Source organism: Pseudomonas sp. KSR10, assembly GCF_022355455.1.
GTDB classification, from domain to species: Bacteria; Pseudomonadota; Gammaproteobacteria; order Pseudomonadales; family Pseudomonadaceae; genus Stutzerimonas; species Stutzerimonas stutzeri_E.
Map to the genome: position 1 here is coordinate 492,098 of NZ_JAKOEN010000019.1, position 20,792 is coordinate 512,889.

Annotated in this window: 20 protein-coding genes and 1 other RNA gene; 15 read left to right on the forward strand and 6 right to left on the reverse strand. The window is 58.6% G+C overall.

All coding sequences use genetic code 11. The features are described 5' to 3' along the window. Positions 1-71 precede the first annotated feature (71 nt). The gene (locus tag MCB86_RS11240) at positions 72-575 is read left to right on the forward strand and encodes an outer membrane protein assembly factor BamE (RefSeq protein ID WP_045160840.1); all 504 of its coding nucleotides are present in this window, start codon (positions 72-74) and stop codon (positions 573-575) included. A gap of 61 nt (positions 576-636) precedes the next feature. Here the strand turns inward: MCB86_RS11240 and MCB86_RS11245 are convergent, their stop codons facing one another. Together MCB86_RS11245 and MCB86_RS11250 are read right to left on the reverse strand one after the other, a co-directional pair. Further along, positions 637-963 carry an RnfH family protein gene (locus tag MCB86_RS11245; protein ID WP_045160839.1) on the reverse strand — a complete coding sequence of 109 codons (327 nt, stop codon included), beginning with the start codon at positions 961-963 and terminating at the stop codon, positions 637-639. After that, positions 956-1,390: a type II toxin-antitoxin system RatA family toxin gene (locus MCB86_RS11250; RefSeq protein WP_045160838.1), complete on the reverse strand. Its 435-nt coding sequence runs from the start codon at positions 1,388-1,390 to the stop codon at positions 956-958. Before MCB86_RS11250 ends, MCB86_RS11245 begins: the two co-directional genes overlap by 8 nt. 226 nt (positions 1,391-1,616) lie before the next feature. Here MCB86_RS11250 and smpB point away from each other — a divergent pair, with 226 nt between their 5' ends. Further along, on the forward strand, positions 1,617-2,099 hold the full coding sequence (gene smpB / locus MCB86_RS11255) for an SsrA-binding protein SmpB (RefSeq protein ID WP_045160837.1): 483 nt from the start codon (positions 1,617-1,619) through the stop codon (positions 2,097-2,099). Between the two features lie 68 nt (positions 2,100-2,167). Here the strand turns inward: smpB and MCB86_RS11260 are convergent, their stop codons facing one another. Beyond that, positions 2,168-2,959, reverse strand: coding sequence for an FCD domain-containing protein (locus MCB86_RS11260; RefSeq protein ID WP_045160836.1), 792 nt, complete (start codon positions 2,957-2,959; stop codon positions 2,168-2,170). 278 nt (positions 2,960-3,237) lie between these two features. Here MCB86_RS11260 and MCB86_RS11265 point away from each other — a divergent pair, with 278 nt between their 5' ends. The 6 genes from MCB86_RS11265 to MCB86_RS11290 all read left to right on the forward strand — a co-directional run bounded on the left by MCB86_RS11265 (position 3,238) and on the right by MCB86_RS11290 (position 11,621). Next, complete coding sequence (locus MCB86_RS11265; protein ID WP_239610926.1) at positions 3,238-4,932, forward strand: L-lactate permease; 1,695 nt, start codon at positions 3,238-3,240, stop codon at positions 4,930-4,932. Between the two features lie 178 nt (positions 4,933-5,110). Beyond that, entirely contained in the window at positions 5,111-6,280 is a 1,170-nt protein-coding gene (lldD, locus tag MCB86_RS11270) for an FMN-dependent L-lactate dehydrogenase LldD (RefSeq protein ID WP_045160834.1), read from the forward strand. A 55-nt stretch (positions 6,281-6,335) separates the two neighbouring features. Next, entirely contained in the window at positions 6,336-9,173 is a 2,838-nt protein-coding gene (locus MCB86_RS11275) for an FAD-binding and (Fe-S)-binding domain-containing protein (protein WP_239610928.1), read from the forward strand. Between the two features lie 163 nt (positions 9,174-9,336). Beyond that, positions 9,337-9,645: a hypothetical protein gene (locus MCB86_RS11280; protein ID WP_045160832.1), complete on the forward strand. Its 309-nt coding sequence runs from the start codon at positions 9,337-9,339 to the stop codon at positions 9,643-9,645. 156 nt (positions 9,646-9,801) lie between these two features. Then, positions 9,802-10,180, forward strand: a transfer-messenger RNA (tmRNA) gene (ssrA, locus tag MCB86_RS11285). Between the two features lie 184 nt (positions 10,181-10,364). Next, positions 10,365-11,621 (forward strand): integrase domain-containing protein, encoded by a 1,257-nt coding sequence (locus tag MCB86_RS11290; protein ID WP_239610931.1) that lies wholly within the window; start codon positions 10,365-10,367, stop codon positions 11,619-11,621. A gap of 131 nt (positions 11,622-11,752) precedes the next feature. Here the strand turns inward: MCB86_RS11290 and MCB86_RS11295 are convergent, their stop codons facing one another. After that, positions 11,753-14,218 carry a DEAD/DEAH box helicase gene (locus MCB86_RS11295; protein ID WP_239610933.1) on the reverse strand — a complete coding sequence of 822 codons (2,466 nt, stop codon included), beginning with the start codon at positions 14,216-14,218 and terminating at the stop codon, positions 11,753-11,755. A gap of 1 nt (position 14,219) precedes the next feature. Then, positions 14,220-15,020 carry a hypothetical protein gene (locus tag MCB86_RS11300; RefSeq protein WP_239610936.1) on the reverse strand — a complete coding sequence of 267 codons (801 nt, stop codon included), beginning with the start codon at positions 15,018-15,020 and terminating at the stop codon, positions 14,220-14,222. Positions 15,021-15,571: 551 nt separating this feature from the next. Between MCB86_RS11300 and MCB86_RS11305 the strand changes: the two genes are divergently transcribed. The 7 genes from MCB86_RS11305 to MCB86_RS11335 all read left to right on the forward strand — a co-directional run bounded on the left by MCB86_RS11305 (position 15,572) and on the right by MCB86_RS11335 (position 20,160). Further along, a complete protein-coding gene (locus tag MCB86_RS11305) occupies positions 15,572-15,901 on the forward strand; it encodes a hypothetical protein (RefSeq protein WP_239610937.1) in 330 nt (109 codons plus the stop codon). Positions 15,902-15,997: 96 nt separating this feature from the next. Beyond that, a complete protein-coding gene (locus MCB86_RS11310) occupies positions 15,998-16,966 on the forward strand; it encodes a DUF932 domain-containing protein (protein ID WP_239610940.1) in 969 nt (322 codons plus the stop codon). Positions 16,967-17,045: 79 nt separating this feature from the next. Then, on the forward strand, positions 17,046-18,050 hold the full coding sequence (locus MCB86_RS11315; RefSeq protein WP_239610942.1) for a lambda-exonuclease family protein: 1,005 nt from the start codon (positions 17,046-17,048) through the stop codon (positions 18,048-18,050). Positions 18,051-18,141: 91 nt separating this feature from the next. Then, entirely contained in the window at positions 18,142-19,092 is a 951-nt protein-coding gene (locus MCB86_RS11320) for a hydrolase or metal-binding protein (RefSeq protein WP_239610944.1), read from the forward strand. Next, on the forward strand, positions 19,064-19,561 hold the full coding sequence (gene radC, locus MCB86_RS11325) for a DNA repair protein RadC (RefSeq protein ID WP_239610946.1): 498 nt from the start codon (positions 19,064-19,066) through the stop codon (positions 19,559-19,561). Before MCB86_RS11320 ends, radC begins: the two co-directional genes overlap by 29 nt. Before the next feature lie 10 nt (positions 19,562-19,571). Next, complete coding sequence (locus tag MCB86_RS11330) at positions 19,572-19,736, forward strand: hypothetical protein (RefSeq protein WP_239610948.1); 165 nt, start codon at positions 19,572-19,574, stop codon at positions 19,734-19,736. A gap of 121 nt (positions 19,737-19,857) precedes the next feature. After that, on the forward strand, positions 19,858-20,160 hold the full coding sequence (locus tag MCB86_RS11335; protein ID WP_019341810.1) for a hypothetical protein: 303 nt from the start codon (positions 19,858-19,860) through the stop codon (positions 20,158-20,160). 9 nt (positions 20,161-20,169) lie between these two features. Here MCB86_RS11335 and MCB86_RS11340 read toward each other — a convergent pair whose 3' ends face one another. After that, positions 20,170-20,757: a hypothetical protein gene (locus MCB86_RS11340; protein WP_239610950.1), complete on the reverse strand. Its 588-nt coding sequence runs from the start codon at positions 20,755-20,757 to the stop codon at positions 20,170-20,172. Positions 20,758-20,792: the final 35 nt, after the last annotated feature.

The following is a 20,792-nucleotide window of genomic DNA, read 5'->3' on the forward strand; positions in this document are numbered from 1 at the left end:
GTTTCGCAGCCTCCTTCAATACGGGTATGATCCGGGCTTTGCCCAGCCAAGATAGTGGAAGTCACCTACCGATGCAAAACACCAAGCTCATGCTGTCCAGTCTCACCCTCGTGGGCCTGTTCGCACTCGCCGGTTGTTCATTCCCCGGGGTTTACAAGGTCGATATTCAACAGGGCAATGTCGTTACGCAGGACATGATAGACCAGTTACGCCCGGGAATGACCCGTTCGCAAGTACGGTTTATCATGGGCAACCCGCTAATCACCGATACCTTCCACGCTAATCGCTGGGATTACCTGTACAGCATCCAGCCAGGCGGCAGCCAGCGCCAGCAGGAGCGGGTCAGCCTGGTCTTCAACGCCAACGACCAACTGGCCGGCCTCGCTGGCGATTTCAAGCCAGGCGTGAGTCGCGACGAAGCCATTCTCGGCACCGATCGCCCAACTAGCGAGACGCCGGTCCGTACCGAACCAGAGACGCCCGAACCCGGCTCACTGCTCGAAGAGATCCAGCGCGACGTCGATGCCGCCGAGCCTGTCCCGGTCCCGACTCCGGGCCGACTGGAAACCGACTAGCGAATACATTGACCACACATGAAAAAGCCCGGCGTGCCGGGCTTTTTGCTATCCGCGATGGTTATTCAGCCGACCCGGCGGCCTTGCTCTGCGCCGCCTTTGCCGCACGCTGCTTGCGCACTTCCTTGGGATCGGCGATCAACGGGCGGTAAATTTCCACTCGCTCGCCCTCTTCAAGCACACGCTCTTCGGCTTTGGGCACCGCCTTGCCGAAGATGCCAAGCGGGGCGTTCGCCAAATCCAGGCCGGGAAAAAAACTATCCATCTTCGAGCGCAACGCGGCCTGGCGCACCGTTGTGCCCTGCGGAACCGTCAGACGCAGCAACTTCTGCTTGTCGGCCAGGGCATAGACCACCTCGACCGCTATGACCGACTCCGGTTTATCCATAAAGCTGCTTCGCCCTGTCACAGAATGCATCGACCAAGGTGTTGGCGGCCTGATTGAACAACGGCCCCAGGGTGGCGCGGACCAGGGGCCCGGCGTAATCGAAGGTCAGATCGAGGCTGATTTTGCAGGCCTTTTCGCCCAGTGCCTTGAACTCCCACACACCGTGCAGGTGACTGAACGGGCCCTCTTTGAGCGTCATCTCGATGCGCTTGCCCGCCTGCAGCTCGTTGTGCGTGAGGAAACGCTGACTCATGCCGGCTTTCGCCACCGTCATGCTGGCCTGCATCTCAGTTTCGCTGCTGGACAGAACTTCGGTCGCCGAACACCAAGGGAGAAACTGTGGATAGCTGGCAACATCATTGACCATGTCGAACAGCGCGCGCGCCGGATAGGGCAGCAGCGCCGAGCGTTGAATATGCGTCGTCATTCGGTCCTTCTAGTTCATTTCGACATCGGCAACCGAAGCCGCTAATGGCAATAGCGCTTACCGAGAGCAAGTGATCACGCAGCTCCGCCACAGAGCGACTCCAGTGGCCGAACAGACGTAAAGATTGGCATATTGTCGAGGATAAGCGCACCCCTCTCAAGTTTCACACAGTCGCAGCGCACTGCTTATCGCCAGCCGCAACGCGACTCCCTATAATGCGCAGCCTATGGCCAAACAGAAGAAACAGTCCCCCGGGACCATCGCGCTGAACAAGAAGGCGCTACACGACTACTTCATCGAACAGAAATTCGAGGCCGGCCTCGTTCTGGCCGGCTGGGAAGTGAAAAGCCTGCGCGCAGGCAAAGCCCAACTGGTGGACAGTTACGTCCTGCTCAAGGATGGGGAAGCCTGGTTGATGGGCTGCCACATCACACCGCTGACGACGGCCAGCACCCATGTGATCGCAGACCCGACACGCACCCGCAAGCTGCTACTGAACAAGCGTGAGCTAGGCAAGCTGTTCGGTGCCGTGCAACAAAAGGGGTATGCGTGCGTTGCCCTGGCGATCTACTGGAAAAAGCATCTGATCAAATGCGAGATCGCCTTGGGCAAGGGCAAGAAGGAGTTCGATAAGCGCCACACCGAAAAGGAGCGTGACTCCGACCGCGAGATTCAGCGCGCCATGCGCACCAAGGGCAAGGAAGACTGAGCTGCCCTTGGCGTGGAGCGGAAAACCCTCCGTTCCACGCTCACGACTTCACACCTTTCCTACCTTGATCATTCCACGCCCCCGGATTTCCCCGCCGTGCCTTGCCGTCGCTGCGCCCTCGCCAGCCGCTGCGCCTCCTGCTGCCCTTCGGCGAGCACTTCCTGCACATAACTGATGTGGCGATGGATCACCTCGCGCGCCTCATTGGCCTGCCGGGCGATGATCGCGTCGTAGAGCTCCTGATGCTGCTGCATGAGCATGGTGCGGGTTTCCTTGCGCAGCGCATACATGCCACCGATATTGGTCACCACATTGCGCTTGAGCAGATCGAACAAGCCGCGGATGGTATGCAGCAACACCGCGTTATGGCTGGCCTCGGCAATGGCGAGATGAAAGCGCGCGTCCGCAGCGCCTTCTTCAGCCCGAGTAACCGTCCCCTCGCGCACATAGCAGTCCTGCAGCACCGCGAAGGCCTCGCCGAGCCGCTGTTGGTCGACATCTGTCGCCCGCAGCGCTGCGTAATAGGCGCAACTGCCTTCCAACGTATGGCGAAACTCGAGCAGATCGCGTTGTGCATCGGCATTATTTTCCAGGAGATGCAACAGCGGGTCGCTGAACGTCGAGCCCAAGGATTCGGCCACGAAATTACCACCGCCGTGACGGCTGACCAGCAGGCCCTTCGCTGCCAGCTTCTGGATCGCCTCGCGCAATGAAGGACGGGACACACCGAACTGCTCAGCCAGCAATCGCTCCGCCGGCAGCCGCTCGCCAGCCTTGAGCGTGCCTTCGAGAATCATGCCTTCGAGTTGCTCGACAATGTTATCGGCCAGCCTCCGCTGACGCACCACTCCCACTTCCATGACAACCTCGATTGGTTTGACCACTATACGAATTCAAGCGTAGCCAGCCGCCCGAACCACCGCAACATGCATCGCTGCGACCAAAGTCTATAGCTTGCTAATTGACGCAGACAGGACAGAGCTCTTACGCTGGCCGAACTTCGCTGTAAATTGGTAATACCATTTTACATCGAAGCGCATCCAACAATAAGAGGACTACTGAATGCGGTCTCCAGCCATCTGCTCATCACCGGTCCGCTCGGGCTTCCGTTCGTTCAACTCGACCATGGGAGCCTGACATGTCCAACGGACTGCTCGCCCTATTCGCCTTTACCCCGATTCTGCTCGCTGCAGTGTTGTTGATAGGTCTGCGCTGGCCGGCCAGCCGCGCCATGCCTGTTGTATTTATCTTCACGGCCGCGATCGGCCTGTTCATCTGGAATATGAGCTTCACCCGCATCATCGCTTCTACCTTACAAGGCCTGGTCATTACTCTCGGCCTGCTATGGATCATTTTCGGTGCGATCCTGCTGCTCAATACCCTGAAGCACTCCGGCGGCATTACCGCCATCCGCGCGGGCTTCACCACCATCAGTCCCGATCGTCGTATCCAGGCCATTATCATCGCCTGGCTGTTCGGCTGCTTCATCGAGGGCGCATCCGGCTTCGGCACCCCTGCCGCCATCGCGGCGCCGTTACTGGTCGCCGTCGGTTTCCCGGCTATGGCCGCGGTGCTGATGGGCATGTTGGTGCAGAGTACGCCGGTCTCGTTCGGCGCCGTGGGTACCCCCATCATCGTCGGCGTTAACAGTGGCCTGGACACCGCCACTCTCGGCGCACAACTGACCGCCCAGGGCTCCAGCTGGCCGATCTTTCTGCAACAGATCACCAGCAGCGTCGCGATCACCCACGCCATCGTCGGCACGATCATGCCGCTGATCATGGTGATGATGCTGACGCGTTTCTTCGGCAAGGAAAAAAGCTGGAAAGCCGGATTCGAGGTGATGCCCTTCGCAATCTTTGCCGGCCTCGCCTTCACGCTTCCTTATGTGACAACCGGCGTATTCCTCGGCCCTGAGTTTCCATCGCTGCTCGGTGGCCTGGTCGGCCTGGCCATCGTTACGACGGCTGCTCGCTTCAATTTCCTGGTCCCGAAAAACACTTGGGATTTCGCCGACGCGAAAGATTGGCCCGCAGAGTGGATCGGCACCATCGAGATGAAGCTCGACGACCTTGCCGCACGTCCGATGAGCGCATTCCTTGCCTGGCTGCCTTATGTGCTGGTCGGCGCGATCCTGGTGATCAGCCGCGTCTTCCCACAGGTGTCCGCCGCGCTGAAGTCGGTGTCCATCGCCTTCGCCAACATCCTCGGTGAGACCGGTGTCAGCGCCAGCATCGAACCGCTGTATCTGCCTGGCGGCATTCTGGTCGCGGTCGTGCTGATCACTTTCTTCATGCATGGCATGCGAGCAGCCGAGCTCAAAGCCGCCGTGAAAGAATCCAGCGGCGTGCTGCTCAGCGCCGGGTTCGTGCTGCTGTTCACCGTGCCGATGGTTCGCATCCTGATCAACTCCGGCGTCAACGCCAGCGATCTGCCAAGCATGCCGATCGCCATGGCTCGCTACGTCGCGGACAGCGTAGGCGGCATCTATCCACTGCTGGCACCTTCAGTCGGTGCGCTGGGCGCCTTCCTCGCCGGCTCGAACACCGTCAGCAACATGATGTTCAGCCAGTTCCAGTTCGGCGTGGCGCAATCGCTGGGCATTTCCGGCGCCATGGTCGTGGCCATTCAGGCGGTCGGCGCCGCAGCAGGCAACATGGTTGCGATTCACAACGTGGTTGCGGCCTCGGCTACCGTCGGCTTACTGGGCCGCGAGGGCGTCACCCTGCGCAAGACCGTTTGGCCTACCCTGTACTACGTGCTGGCCACAGGCGTAATCGGCTTGGTGGCGATCTACCTGATGGGCGTGACGGACCCGCTCGTCGGCGTCTAACCCGGTACAACCGTTGCCCCGACGAAATTCGGGGCAACGGCGCTTCGAACCCGCCCGACGTCACCGCGCACTTCGCGCAAAGCGCGATCAGGGCAAAAAGCCAGACCCGACAACCATGCCCCTCGTCGACATGGGGAGCATCACGAGACATACCTCGTTTCAACTGGTGAGAACAACGATGATCATCTCTGCCTCCACGGATTACCGCGCTGCCGCGAAACGCAAGCTGCCGCCGTTCCTGTTCCACTACGTCGACGGCGGCGCCTACGCCGAGTACACGCTGCGGCGTAACGTCGACGATCTGGCCAGCATCGCTTTGCGCCAGCGGGTGTTGCGCAACATGTCCGAGCTCAGTCTGGAAACCCAACTGTTCGGCGAAACCCTGTCCATGCCCGTAGTGCTGGCCCCGGTCGGCCTGACCGGCATGCTCGCGCGTCGCGGTGAAGTCCAGGCTGCCCGTGCCGCCGACAAGAAGGGTATCCCCTTCACCCTTTCCACCGTATCGGTCTGCCCGATCGAAGAAGTTGCCCCGGCGATCCAGCGGCCAATGTGGTTCCAGCTCTACGTGCTGAAAGACCGCGGTTTCATGAAGAACGCCCTGGAGCGCGCCAAGGCAGCGGGCGTCACCACTCTCGTGTTTACCGTGGACATGCCGACCCCCGGCGCGCGTTATCGCGACGCGCACTCCGGCATGAGCGGCCCAAATGCCAGCATCCGCCGCGTACTGCAAGCCATGACCCATCCCTTTTGGGCCTGGGATGTGGGCTTGCATGGAAAGCCACACGACCTGGGCAACATTTCCACCTATCGGGGCAACCCGACCGGACTGGAAGACTACATCGGCTGGCTGGCAGCCAACTTCGATCCTTCGATTTCCTGGAAAGACCTGGAGTGGATTCGCGAGTTCTGGGACGGCCCAATGGTGATCAAGGGCATCCTCGATGCCGAAGATGCCCGCGACGCAGTGACCTTCGGCGCCGACGGCATCATCGTGTCCAATCACGGCGGCCGTCAGCTCGACGGCGTACTTTCCAGCGCCCGCGCGATGCCGGCCATCGCCGACGCAGTGAAGGGTGACCTGAAGATTCTCGCCGACTCCGGTATTCGCAGCGGCCTCGATGTGGTGCGCATGATCGCCCTGGGCGCCGATACCGTCATGCTCGGCCGCGCTTTCGCCTATGCACTGGCGGCCGATGGCGAAGCCGGAGTAACCAACCTGCTCGACCTGATCGAAAAGGAAATGCGCGTGGCCATGGTGTTGACCGGCGCCAAGTCGATCAGCGAGATAACCACCGATTCGCTGGTTCGTGAACTGGGCCAGTACCAGACCACCAAACACGTCGAATGAGCCTCACGAGGCCGCGCGACTCCTTGCGCGGCCCGCTTGAATTCCTGGAGCCTACATGAACGCGCCTGCCGCCCTGCCGAACGACTTCCTCGTCGCCGTCGAACAGTTGATACCGGCACAGCGGCGCTTCGACGACCCGCTGTCCACGCTGGCGTTCGGCACCGATGCCAGCTTCTACCGGTTGATTCCGAAACTGGTGGTGCGCGTGGAGTCCGAAGCCGAAGTGGTGGGCTTGCTCAAACTGGCCCACGAACAGCGTGTTCCGGTGACCTTTCGCGCCGCGGGCACCAGCCTCTCCGGCCAAGCGATCTCCGATTCGGTGCTGATCGTCCTGGGCGACAACTGGAACGGCCGCGAGATTCGCAACGGTGGCGAACGGATCCGCCTGCAGCCGGGCGTCATCGGCGCCAACGCCAACGCGGTCCTGGCACCCCTCCAGCGCAAGATCGGCCCTGACCCAGCCTCGATCAACGCGGCCAAGATCGGCGGCATCGTCGCCAACAACTCCAGCGGCATGTGCTGCGGCACGGCGCAGAACAGCTACAAGACGCTTGCCGGCCTGCGCCTGGTACTGGCCGACGGCACCGTGGTCGACAGCGAAGACCCCTCCAGCGTCGAATCTTTCCGCCAAAGCCACGCGGCGCTGCTCGATCAGCTCGCCGAGCTTGGCCAGTCGACCCGTGCGAATGCCGAACTGGCGGCGAAGATTCGCCACAAGTACCGGCTGAAGAACACCACCGGTTTCTCGCTCAATGCACTGGTCGATTTCGACGAGCCGCTCGACATCCTCAACCACCTGATGGTCGGCTCCGAAGGGACGCTCGGTTTCATCAGCGCGGTTACCTATGACACCGTGCCGGACCACCCGCACAAGGCCAGCGCCCTGGTCGTCTTCCCGGACGTCGAAACCTGCTGCCTCGCCGTGCCGGTGCTCAAGCAGCAACCGGTCTCGGCAGTCGAACTGCTCGACCGTCGCAGCCTGCGTTCGGTGGAGAACAAGGTCGGCATGCCGGAGTGGGTCAAGGGATTGTCGGCCAACGCCTGCGCCCTCCTGATCGAATCACGCGCGGCCAGCCAGTCGTTGCTGCATGAGCAGATCAACCTGATCATGACCTCGATCGCGCATTTCTCGATGGAAAAGCAGGTCGACTTCAGCGATGACCCGGTGGTCTACAACCAGCTCTGGAAGATCCGCAAGGATACCTTTCCCGCTGTCGGCGCGGTGCGCCAGACCGGCACCACGGTCATCATCGAGGACGTGACCTTCCCCCTCGAGCGCCTTGCCGAAGGCGTCAATCGTCTGATCCAACTGTTCGACAAGCACGGCTACCGCGAAGCGATCCTGTTCGGCCACGCCCTGGAAGGCAACCTGCATTTCGTCTTCACCCAAGGCTTCGAAGATCCACAGCAAGTTGCGCGCTACGAAGCCTTCATGCAGGACGTCACCCAGCTGGTCGCCGTGGAGTTCGGTGGTGCGCTGAAAGCCGAGCACGGCACCGGCCGCAACATGGCGCCCTTTGTGGAGCTGGAATGGGGCCACGATGCCTATCAGCTGATGTGGCAGATCAAGCGTTTGCTCGACCCGCAGGGCATCCTCAATCCAGACGTCGTGCTCAGCGAGGATCCGCAGATCCACCTCAAACACCTCAAGCCGATGCCGGCGGCCGACGAGATCGTCGACAAATGCATCGAATGCGGCTTCTGCGAGCCGGTCTGCCCGTCCAACGGACTGACCCTGACACCGCGCCAGCGCATCGTGGTCTGGCGCGACATTCAGGCGAAAAAGCGCGCCGGCATCGACACCGCCGAACTTGAACGACGCTACGACTACCATGGCGTCGAAACCTGCGCCGCCACGGGCCTTTGCGCCCAGCGCTGCCCGGTGAGCATCAACACGGGCGACCTGGTGCGCAAACTGCGGGGTCGTAACGCCGACAAAACTCGCGCGGCCAGCTGGCTGGCCGATCACTTCAGCACCGCCGTGCAAGGCACCCGATTCATGCTGCATGTGGCCAACGGCGCGCACCTGATGATGGGCACGCGGCTGTTGAGCAAAACCTCTGCGACGTTCAGCAATGCCAGTAAAGGGCGCGTGCCGCAATGGACGCCGGCCATGCCGCAACCGTTGCAACGCTTGCACCTGCCCCAACCCACGGCGCAAGACGAACGACCACGCGTCGTCTACTTGGCCGCTTGCGTGTCTCGCGCCATGGGCCCTGCCGCCCGTGACCAGGAACAGGAACCGCTGCTAGACACCACCCGTGTCTTGCTGGAGAAAGCCGGCTATCAAGTGGTCTTCCCAGACAACCTGAACAGTCTTTGCTGCGGCCAGCCATTCGCCTCCAAGGGCTACGCCGTACAAGCCGATCGCAAGCGTCAGGAAACCCTGGATGCGCTGCTCAAAGCCAGCCGCGGCGGACTGGACCCCATCTATTGCGACACCAGTCCATGCACCCTACGCCTGGTTCAGGACCTGGCGGATGAGCGCCTGCAGGTTTTCGATCCGGTACGTTTCATCCGCACCCACCTGCTCGACAGGCTGGACTTCGAGCCACAGGATGGCCCAATCGCCGTGCACGTGACCTGCAGCACCCAGCACCTCGGCGAAGCCCAGGCATTGATCGACATCGCCCGACGCTGCGCCAAGGCAGTCGTGATTCCCGAAGGCATCCACTGTTGCGGCTTCGCCGGCGACAAAGGCTTCACCACGCCCGAGCTCAATGCGCACGCGCTGCGCAGCCTGAAAGATGCCGTACAGATCTGCGACGAAGGCATTTCCACCAGCCGCACTTGCGAAATCGGCCTGTCGCAGCACGGCGGCATCGATTATCACGGACTGGTTTATCTCGTGAATCGCAATAGCCGGGCCAGAGTCGTTGCCGCCCCGACCTGATAGTCCTCGGCCAGCGTCCCTGTCAGAAAGATGAAACGCTCGAGCGCAGCCGCAGTCCGAAGTTATGAGCCCATTTTGCATAGAGGCTCGACTCGCCTCGGCGCTGCCGCGCAATAGCAGAATCAGGCAGGCCCGCCGGGAAGTTAACTCCCTGGAGGATCTCATGAAAAAATTTGCCCTACTTGCTGCAGCCGCTCTGATCGCCAGTCCCGCTGCATTTGCCGCCGACAAAGATCTCTGCCAGCTGAACATGCAGGAAATCGACGACAACATGGCCACCAGCCAGGCGACGCTCGGCGAGCCGGCACGCAGCGAAGTCGAGGACCTCATCAAGCAGGCCCGTCAAGCCCAGCAATCCGGCGATACCGAAACCTGCATCGCGCATTCGACCAAAGCCCTGCAAGAGCTAGAAGGCCCCGGCAGCTCAGGCAGTACCGGCAGCAGCGGCACCGGCTCGGGTTCCAGTAACTGACACCACCCTCGGCAGGGCCACCCGCGGTTGGCCTTGCCAATTTCCCCCTTCCCTTGAATACCGACAAAAGGCCCCCCATCTAAGGGATCAAGCGTTCGACGTGACCAGGCTTTCTGGCGTACACTGCGCAGCACATGAGGCTGCGACACGCTTCATGGGGCCGATTAGGATTCGACGCCGGTAACAAAACTCTAGGTGCATGCCGAGTTGGTAACAGAACTCGTAAATCCACTGTTGCAAACTTATAGTTGCCAACGACGACAACTACGAAGGGTACGCGCTAGCCGCCTAACCTTCATCTGGTCGCTTCGGCGCCAGCGGTCACTAGGGGATGCCTGTAAACCCGAAATGACTGTCAGATAGAACAGGATCGCCGCCAAGTTCGCTGCAGACGTAACGGCTAAAACTCATGCAGCTCGCTCCAAGCACCCTGCCAATCGGGCGGCGCGGAGTTAACTCAGTAGATTTGGCTAAGCATGTAGTACCGACAGTGGAGAGCTGGCGGACGGGGGTTCAAATCCCCCCGGCTCCACCAAATACACATCTAAGGGCGTCCACGGACGTCCTTTTTTGTGCCTGAAATCCAGCAAATACGGGGCTTTCAGCATCATTACAGTCCGATAGCGTCCCGTACCATCTACGGATTCGTGTATTCCACGTGGTATTCCAAGCGTTCCGCTGGTAAATTTTGGAATACACAAACAGCCTTGGAATACATCATGGGTGCCCAAGCCACGCGCCTTTCAGACCTCAAAGTCAAAGCCGCCAAGCCGAAGGAGAAAGACTACACGTTGACTGACGGCAACGGCCTTCAGATGCGAGTGAGAATCAATGGCTCTAAGCTTTGGAACTTCAACTATATCCATCCCGTAACGAAGAAACGGATCAATATGGGTCTTGGCACCTTTCCCGAGGTGAGCCTGGCTCAGGCACGCAAGCGAACCGTTGAAGCTAGGGAGATTGTCGCGCAGGGATTGGATCCGAAGGAAATACGCGATGCTGAGCGTCTGGCCAAGAAAGCAGCTACGGAGCACACATTCAGAAACGTCGCGACAGCATGGTTCGAGCTCAAAAAAGACTCAGTAACTTCAGCCTATGCCGAAGATATCTGGCGCTCGCTCACGCTCCACGTTTTTCCGGATCTGGGCACTACTCCCATCTCCGCCATCACCGCACCAAAGGTCATAAACCTGCTCAGGCCTCTTGAAACCAAAGGCAGCCTGGAGACTGTTAAACGTCTGACGCAGCGGCTCAACGAGATCATGACCTACGGGGTCAACTCGGGACTGATTCACGCGAACCCGCTCAGCGGCATCCGCTCCGTTTTCAAGAAACCGAAAAAGAAAAACATGGCGGCACTGCCTCCCGATGAGCTGAGTGAGCTCATGGTGGCAATTGCCAATGCCAGCATAAAGAGAACGACCCGCTGCCTGATCGAGTGGCAGCTCCACACCATGACCAGGCCAGCGGAGGCAGCGACCACTCGCTGGGCAGACATCGACTTCGAAAAGCGTATTTGGACGATTCCTGCTGAGCGAATGAAGAAACGTCGCACGCACATTATCCCGCTTACGGAGCAAGCTCTGGCGTTGCTGGAGGCAATCAAACCCTACAGCGGGCACCGGGAATTTGTGTTCCCTGCAGACCGCAACCCTCGCACCCATTGCAACAGCCAGACCGCTAACATGGCGCTGAAGCGAATGGGTTTCGAAGGCCGCTTGGTAAGCCACGGCATGCGCTCAATGGCCAGCACCATCCTAAACGAGCATGGCTGGGATCCTGAACTGATCGAGGTGGCGCTTGCTCACGTCGACAAGGACGAGGTTCGCAGCGCTTACAACCGAGCGGATTACATCGAGCGCAGACGCCCGATGATGGCTTGGTGGAGCGAGCACATCCAGCAAGCAGCTACCGGCAATCTTTCGATGTCAGCTATCAAGGAAAATCGGGACAGAACGGTCGTGTCGATACGCTGATTAGTGCCAACTACCGTTAAGCAGACGGTAGTAACAGGCAGCAACCGGCCAAAAGCGGTAGTAGCAAGGAGGATAAATCAGTCCCCCCTTTGTATATAAATTCGTCACTTTCTTCAGCCCTTTAGCCGTTATCAATTTGGCTTGAGGTTCATTCTTGCCTCAAAAATCAATAAATCACTCTCTCCATTTGCGACCATCATGTTGACGAGGCGAGGGCTTACTTCGATCTCGCCTCTGAGTGTTGCCTGCACAGTTTCGGGATATCTTTCAAGCATCAGATCTACCAGGCCATGACTGTACCCATCGCGGATGAGCTTGATCTTGGTGTCATCTGCAGTGCCGTATTTGATGAGTTTGTAGAACCCAGGATCCAAGGCACCGACGCCATTCAGGACCTCGACAAACTTAAAGATTTTGTTGTCGAAGAAATCATCTTCTTCTTTGAGACGGACAATCGCCAGATTGATCCGCTCAGCGTCATCCTTGTTGGAGATCCTGACCCAGCTCTCATGCCTGCTATCACGGTAGGTGGTGTCTCCCCAGCGGCCCACAAATACATAATCGTTGCCACTGCTTTCCACCAGCTTTTTCCAGTACCTGAGCGTCAACCGGATGGTCTGTTTCACACTGTATTTGTTCAGCTTCCAATCCAGCAGCATGGCGTAGAAATTACGAGCAGCTTCTTCCTTCAGACGCCGCAGGTCACTGTATTCACGGTTTTCGTCGAAGTGGTCAACAAAGGATCTTGTGATCGCAAGCATCAGCCTATCAACAGTGCTGATCTGTCCATTCGCCTCAATGCTTTGCTGGATCTTGACATCAATGGCCTCCTCTTCCGAGAACACATCAATTTCACTGACACTGTTCGCGATGAGAAGCTTACCCACCACTGTTTGGACGTACCTGCACTCGCGATCACGAACTACACCAGGGTGAAGGTTTTCGAGACGAGCAACGGCGTCGTCGTACAGCTCAGACACCTTACCCTCAACGATATTGGTGGCCTCAAGCAGAACGTTGCTGACAATATCCTTGTCGACTCTAGAGACGTTGACCGCCTTCTGATAGTAGGCCTCCAGATCAGCTCGCTTGCTTGTATAGCCATCCACCCCCAAGAGATAAACGCTGGATTCCAGCTTCTTCAAAGCAGCCTCTGCGCCAGGCGCAAACACTTCACTGAACCGATTGACACGCCCAACCAGGTTCTTGAACTGGGAAGAAGTCAGGTAGCTCCGCCCCTTGGTGAAATCGAAGACAAAAAGCCGCTCGATCGGCAGGTTCACCCCTTCAAGAAGGGTCGAGTTGCAGACCAGGAATTTCATTTTATTGGAGCTGCTGAAGAGGTTTTCCAGATACAGGCGAATGGTGTCAGGAATCGAACCGTGGTGGTACATGACCCCTTTACGCAAGCAATCGATCAGCCTGTAGCGCCGGTCAAAAATTTCCTCCAGCTCATCACACGCGATTTGGATGAGCTGGCATTTCACAGGTGGCAGCACTGCGGCTAGCTCGACCGCGAACGACTCGATGCTTTTCTTCTTGTTGCCATAGACGATGTTCTTGGACAGCGCCTCGCCCTTGATGAGCTCGAAGCAGTTTGCGTACTTCCTGTCGAAGTCCATCGAATCATTGAGGAAATGGTCATAGAGCTTGAGCTTTGTCTCGCCCCGACCGGTCCTGAAATCCCTAATGTAGTAGCGTTCAGATTTGATGTACTCGTCGATCTTGAACCCGGTGGGGGTCACGTCCAGAAACCGCACCCGGATACTGAGCTCATCGCACAGGAAAGGCGTCAGGAATTTGAAGGACGTCTCGGCGTTACGAGCACCCAGAATGCACAGCATGGTCGCAAGCAACTCACTCCTGCGGTCGCTCTGCAGCAGGTTATGCGCCTCGTCCACGAAGACCATATCGAAGGTCAGACTGACGTTCTCGTTGAGAAGCCTGTTGAGCCGCTCCTGGGTCAGCACAAACGCCCTGTTGTTCAGCTCAACCGAGAACATTTCGGGGTGGGTCACCACCTTGCCCAGCCCCTCGATGTCCGCGTAGATCAAACGCTTCTTCGTCTGGGCCAAGAGTGCCTTCGACGGCACGAGGATAAGCACCCGCTTCTCCGGGTTTTCCCTCACCGATTGAATGATGAGTTCAGACTTGCCGTAGGAGGTAGGAGCCACCACGACTGACGACTTACGGTACTCCGATTGAACGAACGTCCGCAGCGCGTCCTGTTGCTCAGTCAGCACAATGCCTTGGTCGCGGAAGGTATCGACGTAGCTGGCCACGATGTTCCGGATGAACGATTCGCTCCGAGGATCATCTTGGGAGAAATGGCTGCTGATCACAGCTGAGATGGGGTGCAAGCCGCTGTTGAGCGCTACATCGTACAATGCCTGATATTGGCCAGATGCGTTCCCGTAGAACAGGATGATGCGGTAACCCAAACGTCTGATCTCGGGCGTCTTGTGGTTCAGGAGCAGCACCGCGATGGCCAGAAGCTTGACGATCTCCGAGTTTTCCAGCTCATCGCCCTTGAGGAGCTGAAAATACAGTCCTTTGAATTTGGTATTGGCCAGCTTCCGGATAGTCAACTCTTCCATGTTAGTGCCCCGCTTCCGTTTTCAAAAACGCTTCCAGCTTTTCCATGGTTCCTTTGTGAAGGGACAGCACCCACACCGTCTTGAACACCGAGTCCGCCACCAGCTTAGTAGAGAATTTGGACACCGTCTGTTCGGCAATGGCTTGGGATACATCGCTGAACAGGGCGGAGATCAGAAACACGCTGTTGTCCGAGGCAGTGGCACCGTTGTCTTCGGCCAAATCGCCCTCCAACTCTAGGATCTCAATGACAGAGTCTCGGTACTTGGCCTTGTTGTGGATGGCATTTCGAGCGGCATTGATCGCGTTGAGCCAGTGGTTGAGCTCCGGCTCTGCCAGGCGCTTCTTGAGGTCGTCTCTTGCCAGGCGTAGCAGCGCGCTTGTGGCCGCGCATGAGGTCTTGTCCTTCCCCTTGCCGCCCGACTTGACCTCCGTGATCCAGACGTTGTTTTTTGAGGTCTCATACAGCAAAAGGTCGAACCCCTTGCGGATGCTTTTTTCTTCCATGTTGAAGAACGGCGAGACGACGTCGAAATCAGGGAACAGCTTCAGGATGATGACGTGGGAAAGGAGCTCTCCCAGCATACCGATCCGGGTTTCCCAGGTTTTCCGGGAATAGCGCTCTTCCCAGAAGTGTTTGATGGTTGCGGGGTACTTGTAAATCGCCCTGTCTTTGCTTGCTTGATCGGCACCATGGCAGATCCGAGTGAGGTTTTCCCTCAGCGCCTGCTTGAGCTCATCCGAAAAATTTTCGACACAACACATGGCGTATTGATCGACCTGCTTGAAGCTGACGCCATCCATAACACTTCCTACAAGAGCTAGAACCGCAGCGTCCTCGCGCGGCTACTACGAAAATTCGATGGTCCTCCCGCGCCAGAGTAGGTACCAGTAGAGCTAAGACTGGCGTATACCGACGTGAGTCAGGAAACTCACGATGGCGGCAGAGTGCCAGCTCGACTGGAAATTAACGTGATCGAGGGGATAGGTAAACAACAATTAGAGTCGTGCTTGACAGGGCTCTAGAGATTGGAGACGGGAAAGGGATTTATTTCTTTACTCTCGACGTCCGCTATTGGCCCAGCGTGTGTAAAAACACTTGGCCAAAATTAAAGTGTGCGCGTCTACGTTAAATCTGAAATTTATCGGCACGTCAGCAGATGTGGATTTCGCGTAGAAGCGCGATTTCCAGTCCGGTTTTGAGTACCTGTCGCGCTCAAAAACGTTTTTACACAGCCTCGGCCGACTCCAGCCCATTGCTCCATTTGATACGCGCCTGAAAGCCGGCCATTCGATTCAAAAAAATCTCAGCCCTACATAACCGCAATGACATCACCATCAAGAAGGTTCACCTCATGTCGTTGCAATGCCCTCGCTGTCGCTCACCCAAAGTCGCTTCCTTCCACCACGCCATGAAGATCGCCGCTGCTGTCGGCACGGTCGGCGGTGCCGCTCGTGGCATCAGTGCTGCGCTGGCTGGCGGTCAAGCCGGGGCGGCTGTTGGCGCTATTGCCGGCCCTGTCGGTATTACCATCGGCTCAATCTCCGGTGCCATCCTCGGCGGACTGGCCGGCGGCGTCGGTGGCTGCGCGCTCGGCGCTCAGCTTGGCCACAAGCTCGATCGCCACGTCCTGGCTAACAACCTTTGCCTGCTCTGCGGGCATCGCTTCAATCTGCCGACCTGATCAGGCGGCTCCACTCTCTTTCTTTTCTCTGACTCCAGCCGGTGCTGCGCTCTGCGCAGCGCTTTATGCCGGCGCGCACCCAAAGGAATCGTTCTCATGGCTCATCTCGTCGAAACCATGGCCTACGCTGGCGCTACCCCTTGGCACGGTCTGGGCAACAACCTGCCGCAAAAACAACCCATTGAGGTCTGGCAACGTGAAGCTGGAATGGACTGGCAAATCTTGGAAAGCCCCGTTCATTTCAAATCGGACGCCATCGGCCACCTCGGTACGATTCATTCGTTCCCTGAGCAGAAGGTGCTCTATCGCTCGGATACCAAAGCCCCGCTGTCAGTGGTCTCCAAGCGTTATCACACCGTGCAGCCACGCGAGGTACTGGAGTTTTACCGGGATCTAACCGAGGTCTCCGGCTATGAGCTGGAGACAGCTGGCATGCTCAAGGGCGGGCGCAAGTTCTGGGCGCTTGCACGCACTGGGCAAGGTACGGCGATCAAGGGTAACGACCAGGTCAACGGCTACCTGCTGTTGGCTACGTCATGCGACGGTACCTTGGCCACCACCGCAACACCGACCACTGTTCGCGTGGTGTGCAACAACACCCTGACCATCGCCCTGGACGGAACCAGCCGAGCCATCAAGGTGCCGCACAACACTCGCTTCGATCCGAATCTGGTGAAGAAGCAGCTCGGCATCGCCGTCTCGCAATGGGACGACTTCATGTACCGCATGCGCCATCTGGCTGAGCGCAAGGTGCAGTGGCATGAGGCAATGGGCTTCTTTATGAACGTCATGTGCGAGGTCAGTCCGACTGGCCAGCTTCCTGAACAGCTACCCAACGAACGCGCCCTGCGCAAGGTTCAGGAGCTGTACGAAGGCCGTGGCCGGGGCAGTCAGTTGGAGTCGGCCAAAGGCACCGCCTGGGGTTTGCTCAATGCCGTGACCGAATACGTCGATCACGAACGGCGTGCACGGAGCACCGAATATCGGCTGGATTCAGCTTGGTTCGGCCAAGGCGCACAGATCAAACAACGCGCCTTGGACGCTGCACTGCAGCTCGCGGCCTAACCCGTCACCCCATCTCAACCGTATCGCCCGGTCAGCTTCGCGCTGGCTGGGCGTTTTTATGTCTGCAAGGTGGAACAGCATGAAAGCAACCTCATTGAACCGCAGTACCAGCAAACCCCGTCCGGCTTTGCGTCTGATCAGCACCAAGGAATTGCCCCGCGAAGATTGGCTGGCAGTCCGCAAGCAAGGCATCGGCAGCTCCGATGCAGCCGCTGCCGTCGGCCTCAACCCCTACAAATCGCAACTGGAGCTGTGGCTGGAAAAGACCGGGCGCGACACCGGATTACCAAAAACCGATCCCGATGATGAGGACAGCCCGATGTACTGGGGCAACGTCCTAGAGCCCATCGTGGCCTGGCATTACAGCAAGCGCACCAAGAACAAGGTCCGCCGAATCAATGCCGTGCTGCAGCACCCGGATCCTGAGTTGCCCTGGATGCTAGCCAATATCGACCGCGAAGTAACCGGTGCCGACGACGTGCAGATCCTCGAATGCAAGACAGCCGGCATAAACGGGGCACGCCTCTGGAAAGAGGGCGTGCCCGAATATGTACAGCTACAGGTGATGCACCAGCTCGCCGTCACCGGGAAGCAGGCTGCTGATGTGGCGGTTGTGCTCGGAGGGCAGCATCTGGAGATCCATCGCATAGAGCGGGATGAGCAGATGATTGCTCGCCTGATCGAGCTCGAACGGCGCTTCTGGCAGTACGTGGAAACCGATACCCCACCCCCCGCCGACGGCACAGCTTCCGCCGAGACCGCCCTGCGCTGCCTTTTCCCAACGGATTCGGGCGAGACCGTGGATTTCAGCGGTCATGCTGGATTGTCAGCGGCCTACATTGAGCTCAAAGCACTGCGCCAAGCGATTGCCGATAAGGAAAAGCGTGAAGCCCAGCTCAAGCAGATGCTGCAACAGGCCATGGGCGAGGCCAGTCGGGCTGAGTTCACCAACGGGTACATCAGCTGGCGTAAAGCCAAAGACAGCGTCGGCTTCGACGTGGCCCGGCTACTTCAGGAGAGACCGCACCTGAAAGCCAAATACTCGCTGGTTAAACCCGGCGCACGGCGCTTCCTGGTCGGCTGATTCCAACCTCATTTCATCACTCCCTCCCCTTGGCCAGCCCATGCAGTTCGCGCTGCGTGGCTGGCCTTTTTTCATTTCCAGGAGAGCAACCATGCTCAAAGGTCTGGCTATCACCCCGCCTGTGCTCGGGCGGATTTCCATCGGCAAGGTCATCGAGAAAAACGGCAAGCGCCTGCCGGAAAAGGATGATCAGTTCACCATCACTTCCCAGGTACAGAGCCGAGACGGCTGGCTAGTGCATCCGCTCAATGATGAACTGCGCCAAGGCAAGGAAGACAAGCTGCGAAGTATTCCGGTACGCCTTCTATTCAACGAGCCGGAACTGAATTTTCGCGCGGATTACACGCTCTTCGACCGGCAAACCGGGCGCCCCGTATGCGTAGGCAATGGCGAGACCTGCAAGCGGGTTACCCAGGACGGCATGCAGTCACTGCCCTGCCCTTCACCGGATGCTTGCTCGCTGGCCAAAGGCGGTGCCTGCAAGCCTTACGGCCGGCTGAACGTGGTCGTTGGCGATGAGGATCCGCTGGGCAGTTTTGTGTTTCGCACCACTGGATTCAACAGCATACGCACACTGGCGGCTCGCCTGCATTACTTCCAGGCCATATCGGGTAACCGCCTGGCCTGCCTGCCGCTGGAACTCCGTCTACGTGGCAAGTCCACTCGCCAGAGCCATGGCACGCCGATCTTCTACGCCGACCTGACGGTACGCAGCGGCATGGACATGGCTGAAGCACTGGTGACAGCCAGCGAACTCGATTCGCGGCGGCAGGCGGCAGGCTTCAACCAGGCAGCGTTGGACGAAGCTGCACGACGCGGATTCAGCAACGGAGCATTTGAGGATAACGAGGAGGATGCCAGCGCCATAGTGGAAGAGTTTTACCCCGAGGGTGAAGCATCCGCTGCGGCGACTCCATCTCAACTCTACCCCACCAAACCTAGCCTGGCTGAAAAGCTCGATGCACAGGCTGCTCGTCAAACCCCACCCACAGACCAAGACCAAGGAGGCCGCCATGCGCCTGCACAAGCTGAAAGCCAGTGACACGACCGGCACCTACCTGGTCGATTCGCCGGTGACGGAAAGCGACATTCTGCTGATGGCCAAGCAACTGGCCAGCCTGCGTCTGCGCAAAGGCCGTGAACTGACTTCACCGAAGGTGGTATTCAGCCACCTGCAGACACTGCTGGCCGGATACGAGCATGAAGTGTTCGCACTGCTCATGCTCGATAGCAGACACCGGGTGATCGCATTTGAGGAGGTGTTTCGCGGCACGCTGGATAGCGCCAGCGTCTACCCACGGGAAGTCGTGAAGATCGCTCTGGAGTTCAACGCTGCTGCAATCATCCTGGTACACAACCACCCTTCAGGTGATCCGGAGCCCAGCATGGCGGATCGCAACCTCACCACGAAACTGCGGGATGCACTGAATCTGGTCGGAGTCAGGACGCTCGATCACGTTGTGGTAGGCCAGGAAAATTGCGTGTCGCTGGCTGAGCGGGGCTATCTATAAGGAGGTGCCAATGAAACTGCTGTTACGGACTGTGGCCTCGGCATTCATGTTTGCCGGGATTCTTACTGGCTGCCTGGCGGTCTTGCTGCTGGTGATTCTGGTGATGCGTTTTCCGCCACTACTCGCTGCGGTGGTGCTAACGTGCTGGATCCTCAATCGGCTCCAACGAACTTAATTTGATAGCCAATGTTCAGGGAGGCCACATCCAAGCGGCTCTCTCTGAACAGGTGCTTAGCTGTTCTTTTTTTGTCAGTCAGGCAGAATCCACCGTCCATTCAAAAAACTGCCGAGCACCGATGAAACTGCTCAACACCTACGACGACCGTGATGAAGCCGAAGAGGCTGCCGAGAAGCTGACTGGCGACAAGCGCCTCGCCAGCGAGCGCGATGCCACCGTGGTCATCTACAACCTATTCGGCATTCCCAGCTGGGGTAATTTTCATCGGCTTGGCATGTACAACCTGGACGAACTGAAAAGCCTTTTGGAACGCAGAGAACGCTGGAACCCTGCCGATCAAGCACGCCACTCTGAAATCATTGCCACGCTAAATACAGTTGCCAAGAACTACGCCATAGACTTACCCACTCATTGGATTTAACGCTGATACTCAAGGCTGAACGCGCATAGCGACGAACTGGTTACTCGGGCCTTCGGACCGGAGGTCGAGGCTCGGGCTGTTCGACACCACGTAGGCCAGGGGCCGCGTCAAGTTGAACGGGAACAGCACGGGCAGCGACTGCAGACTGGGTACTGAAACGGGCTTACCTGCGTAGCGCACAGCGGCTTCGATCAACCAAGCCGTGAGCTCGTCGCTGACGATCGGTGTTGATGCCAGCCGGATAACACGCTTGCCTTTCTCGACCCGCTCCACTGCGCCCCAGCTCGCCTGGCTCTGGATGACCATGTTGGTCATACGCCGGGTCCCTTCGCGCTCCCCATAGGTTTCACTCATGCGCCGATGGACCTCGGCGGACGCGCAGTCGCCCTGGATGGCGGACAGTCGGCCCACCAGTTCAGCCACCTTGCCAAAGAACGGGTAGGTCGCCACGGACATGCCCCAGCACAGCGCCGCGACGGGAATGTCCGGCTGCGTCTTGTGGATAGCCACGCCGCGATCCGCGTAATCGACCAGTTCGGCGCGCGGCTCCAGCCACAGCCGATTCAATACGGTGCGTGTTTTCTTCTTGGCTTCCACGCCAAGCTCGGCTGCATCAAGCAGTGCATTCAGAT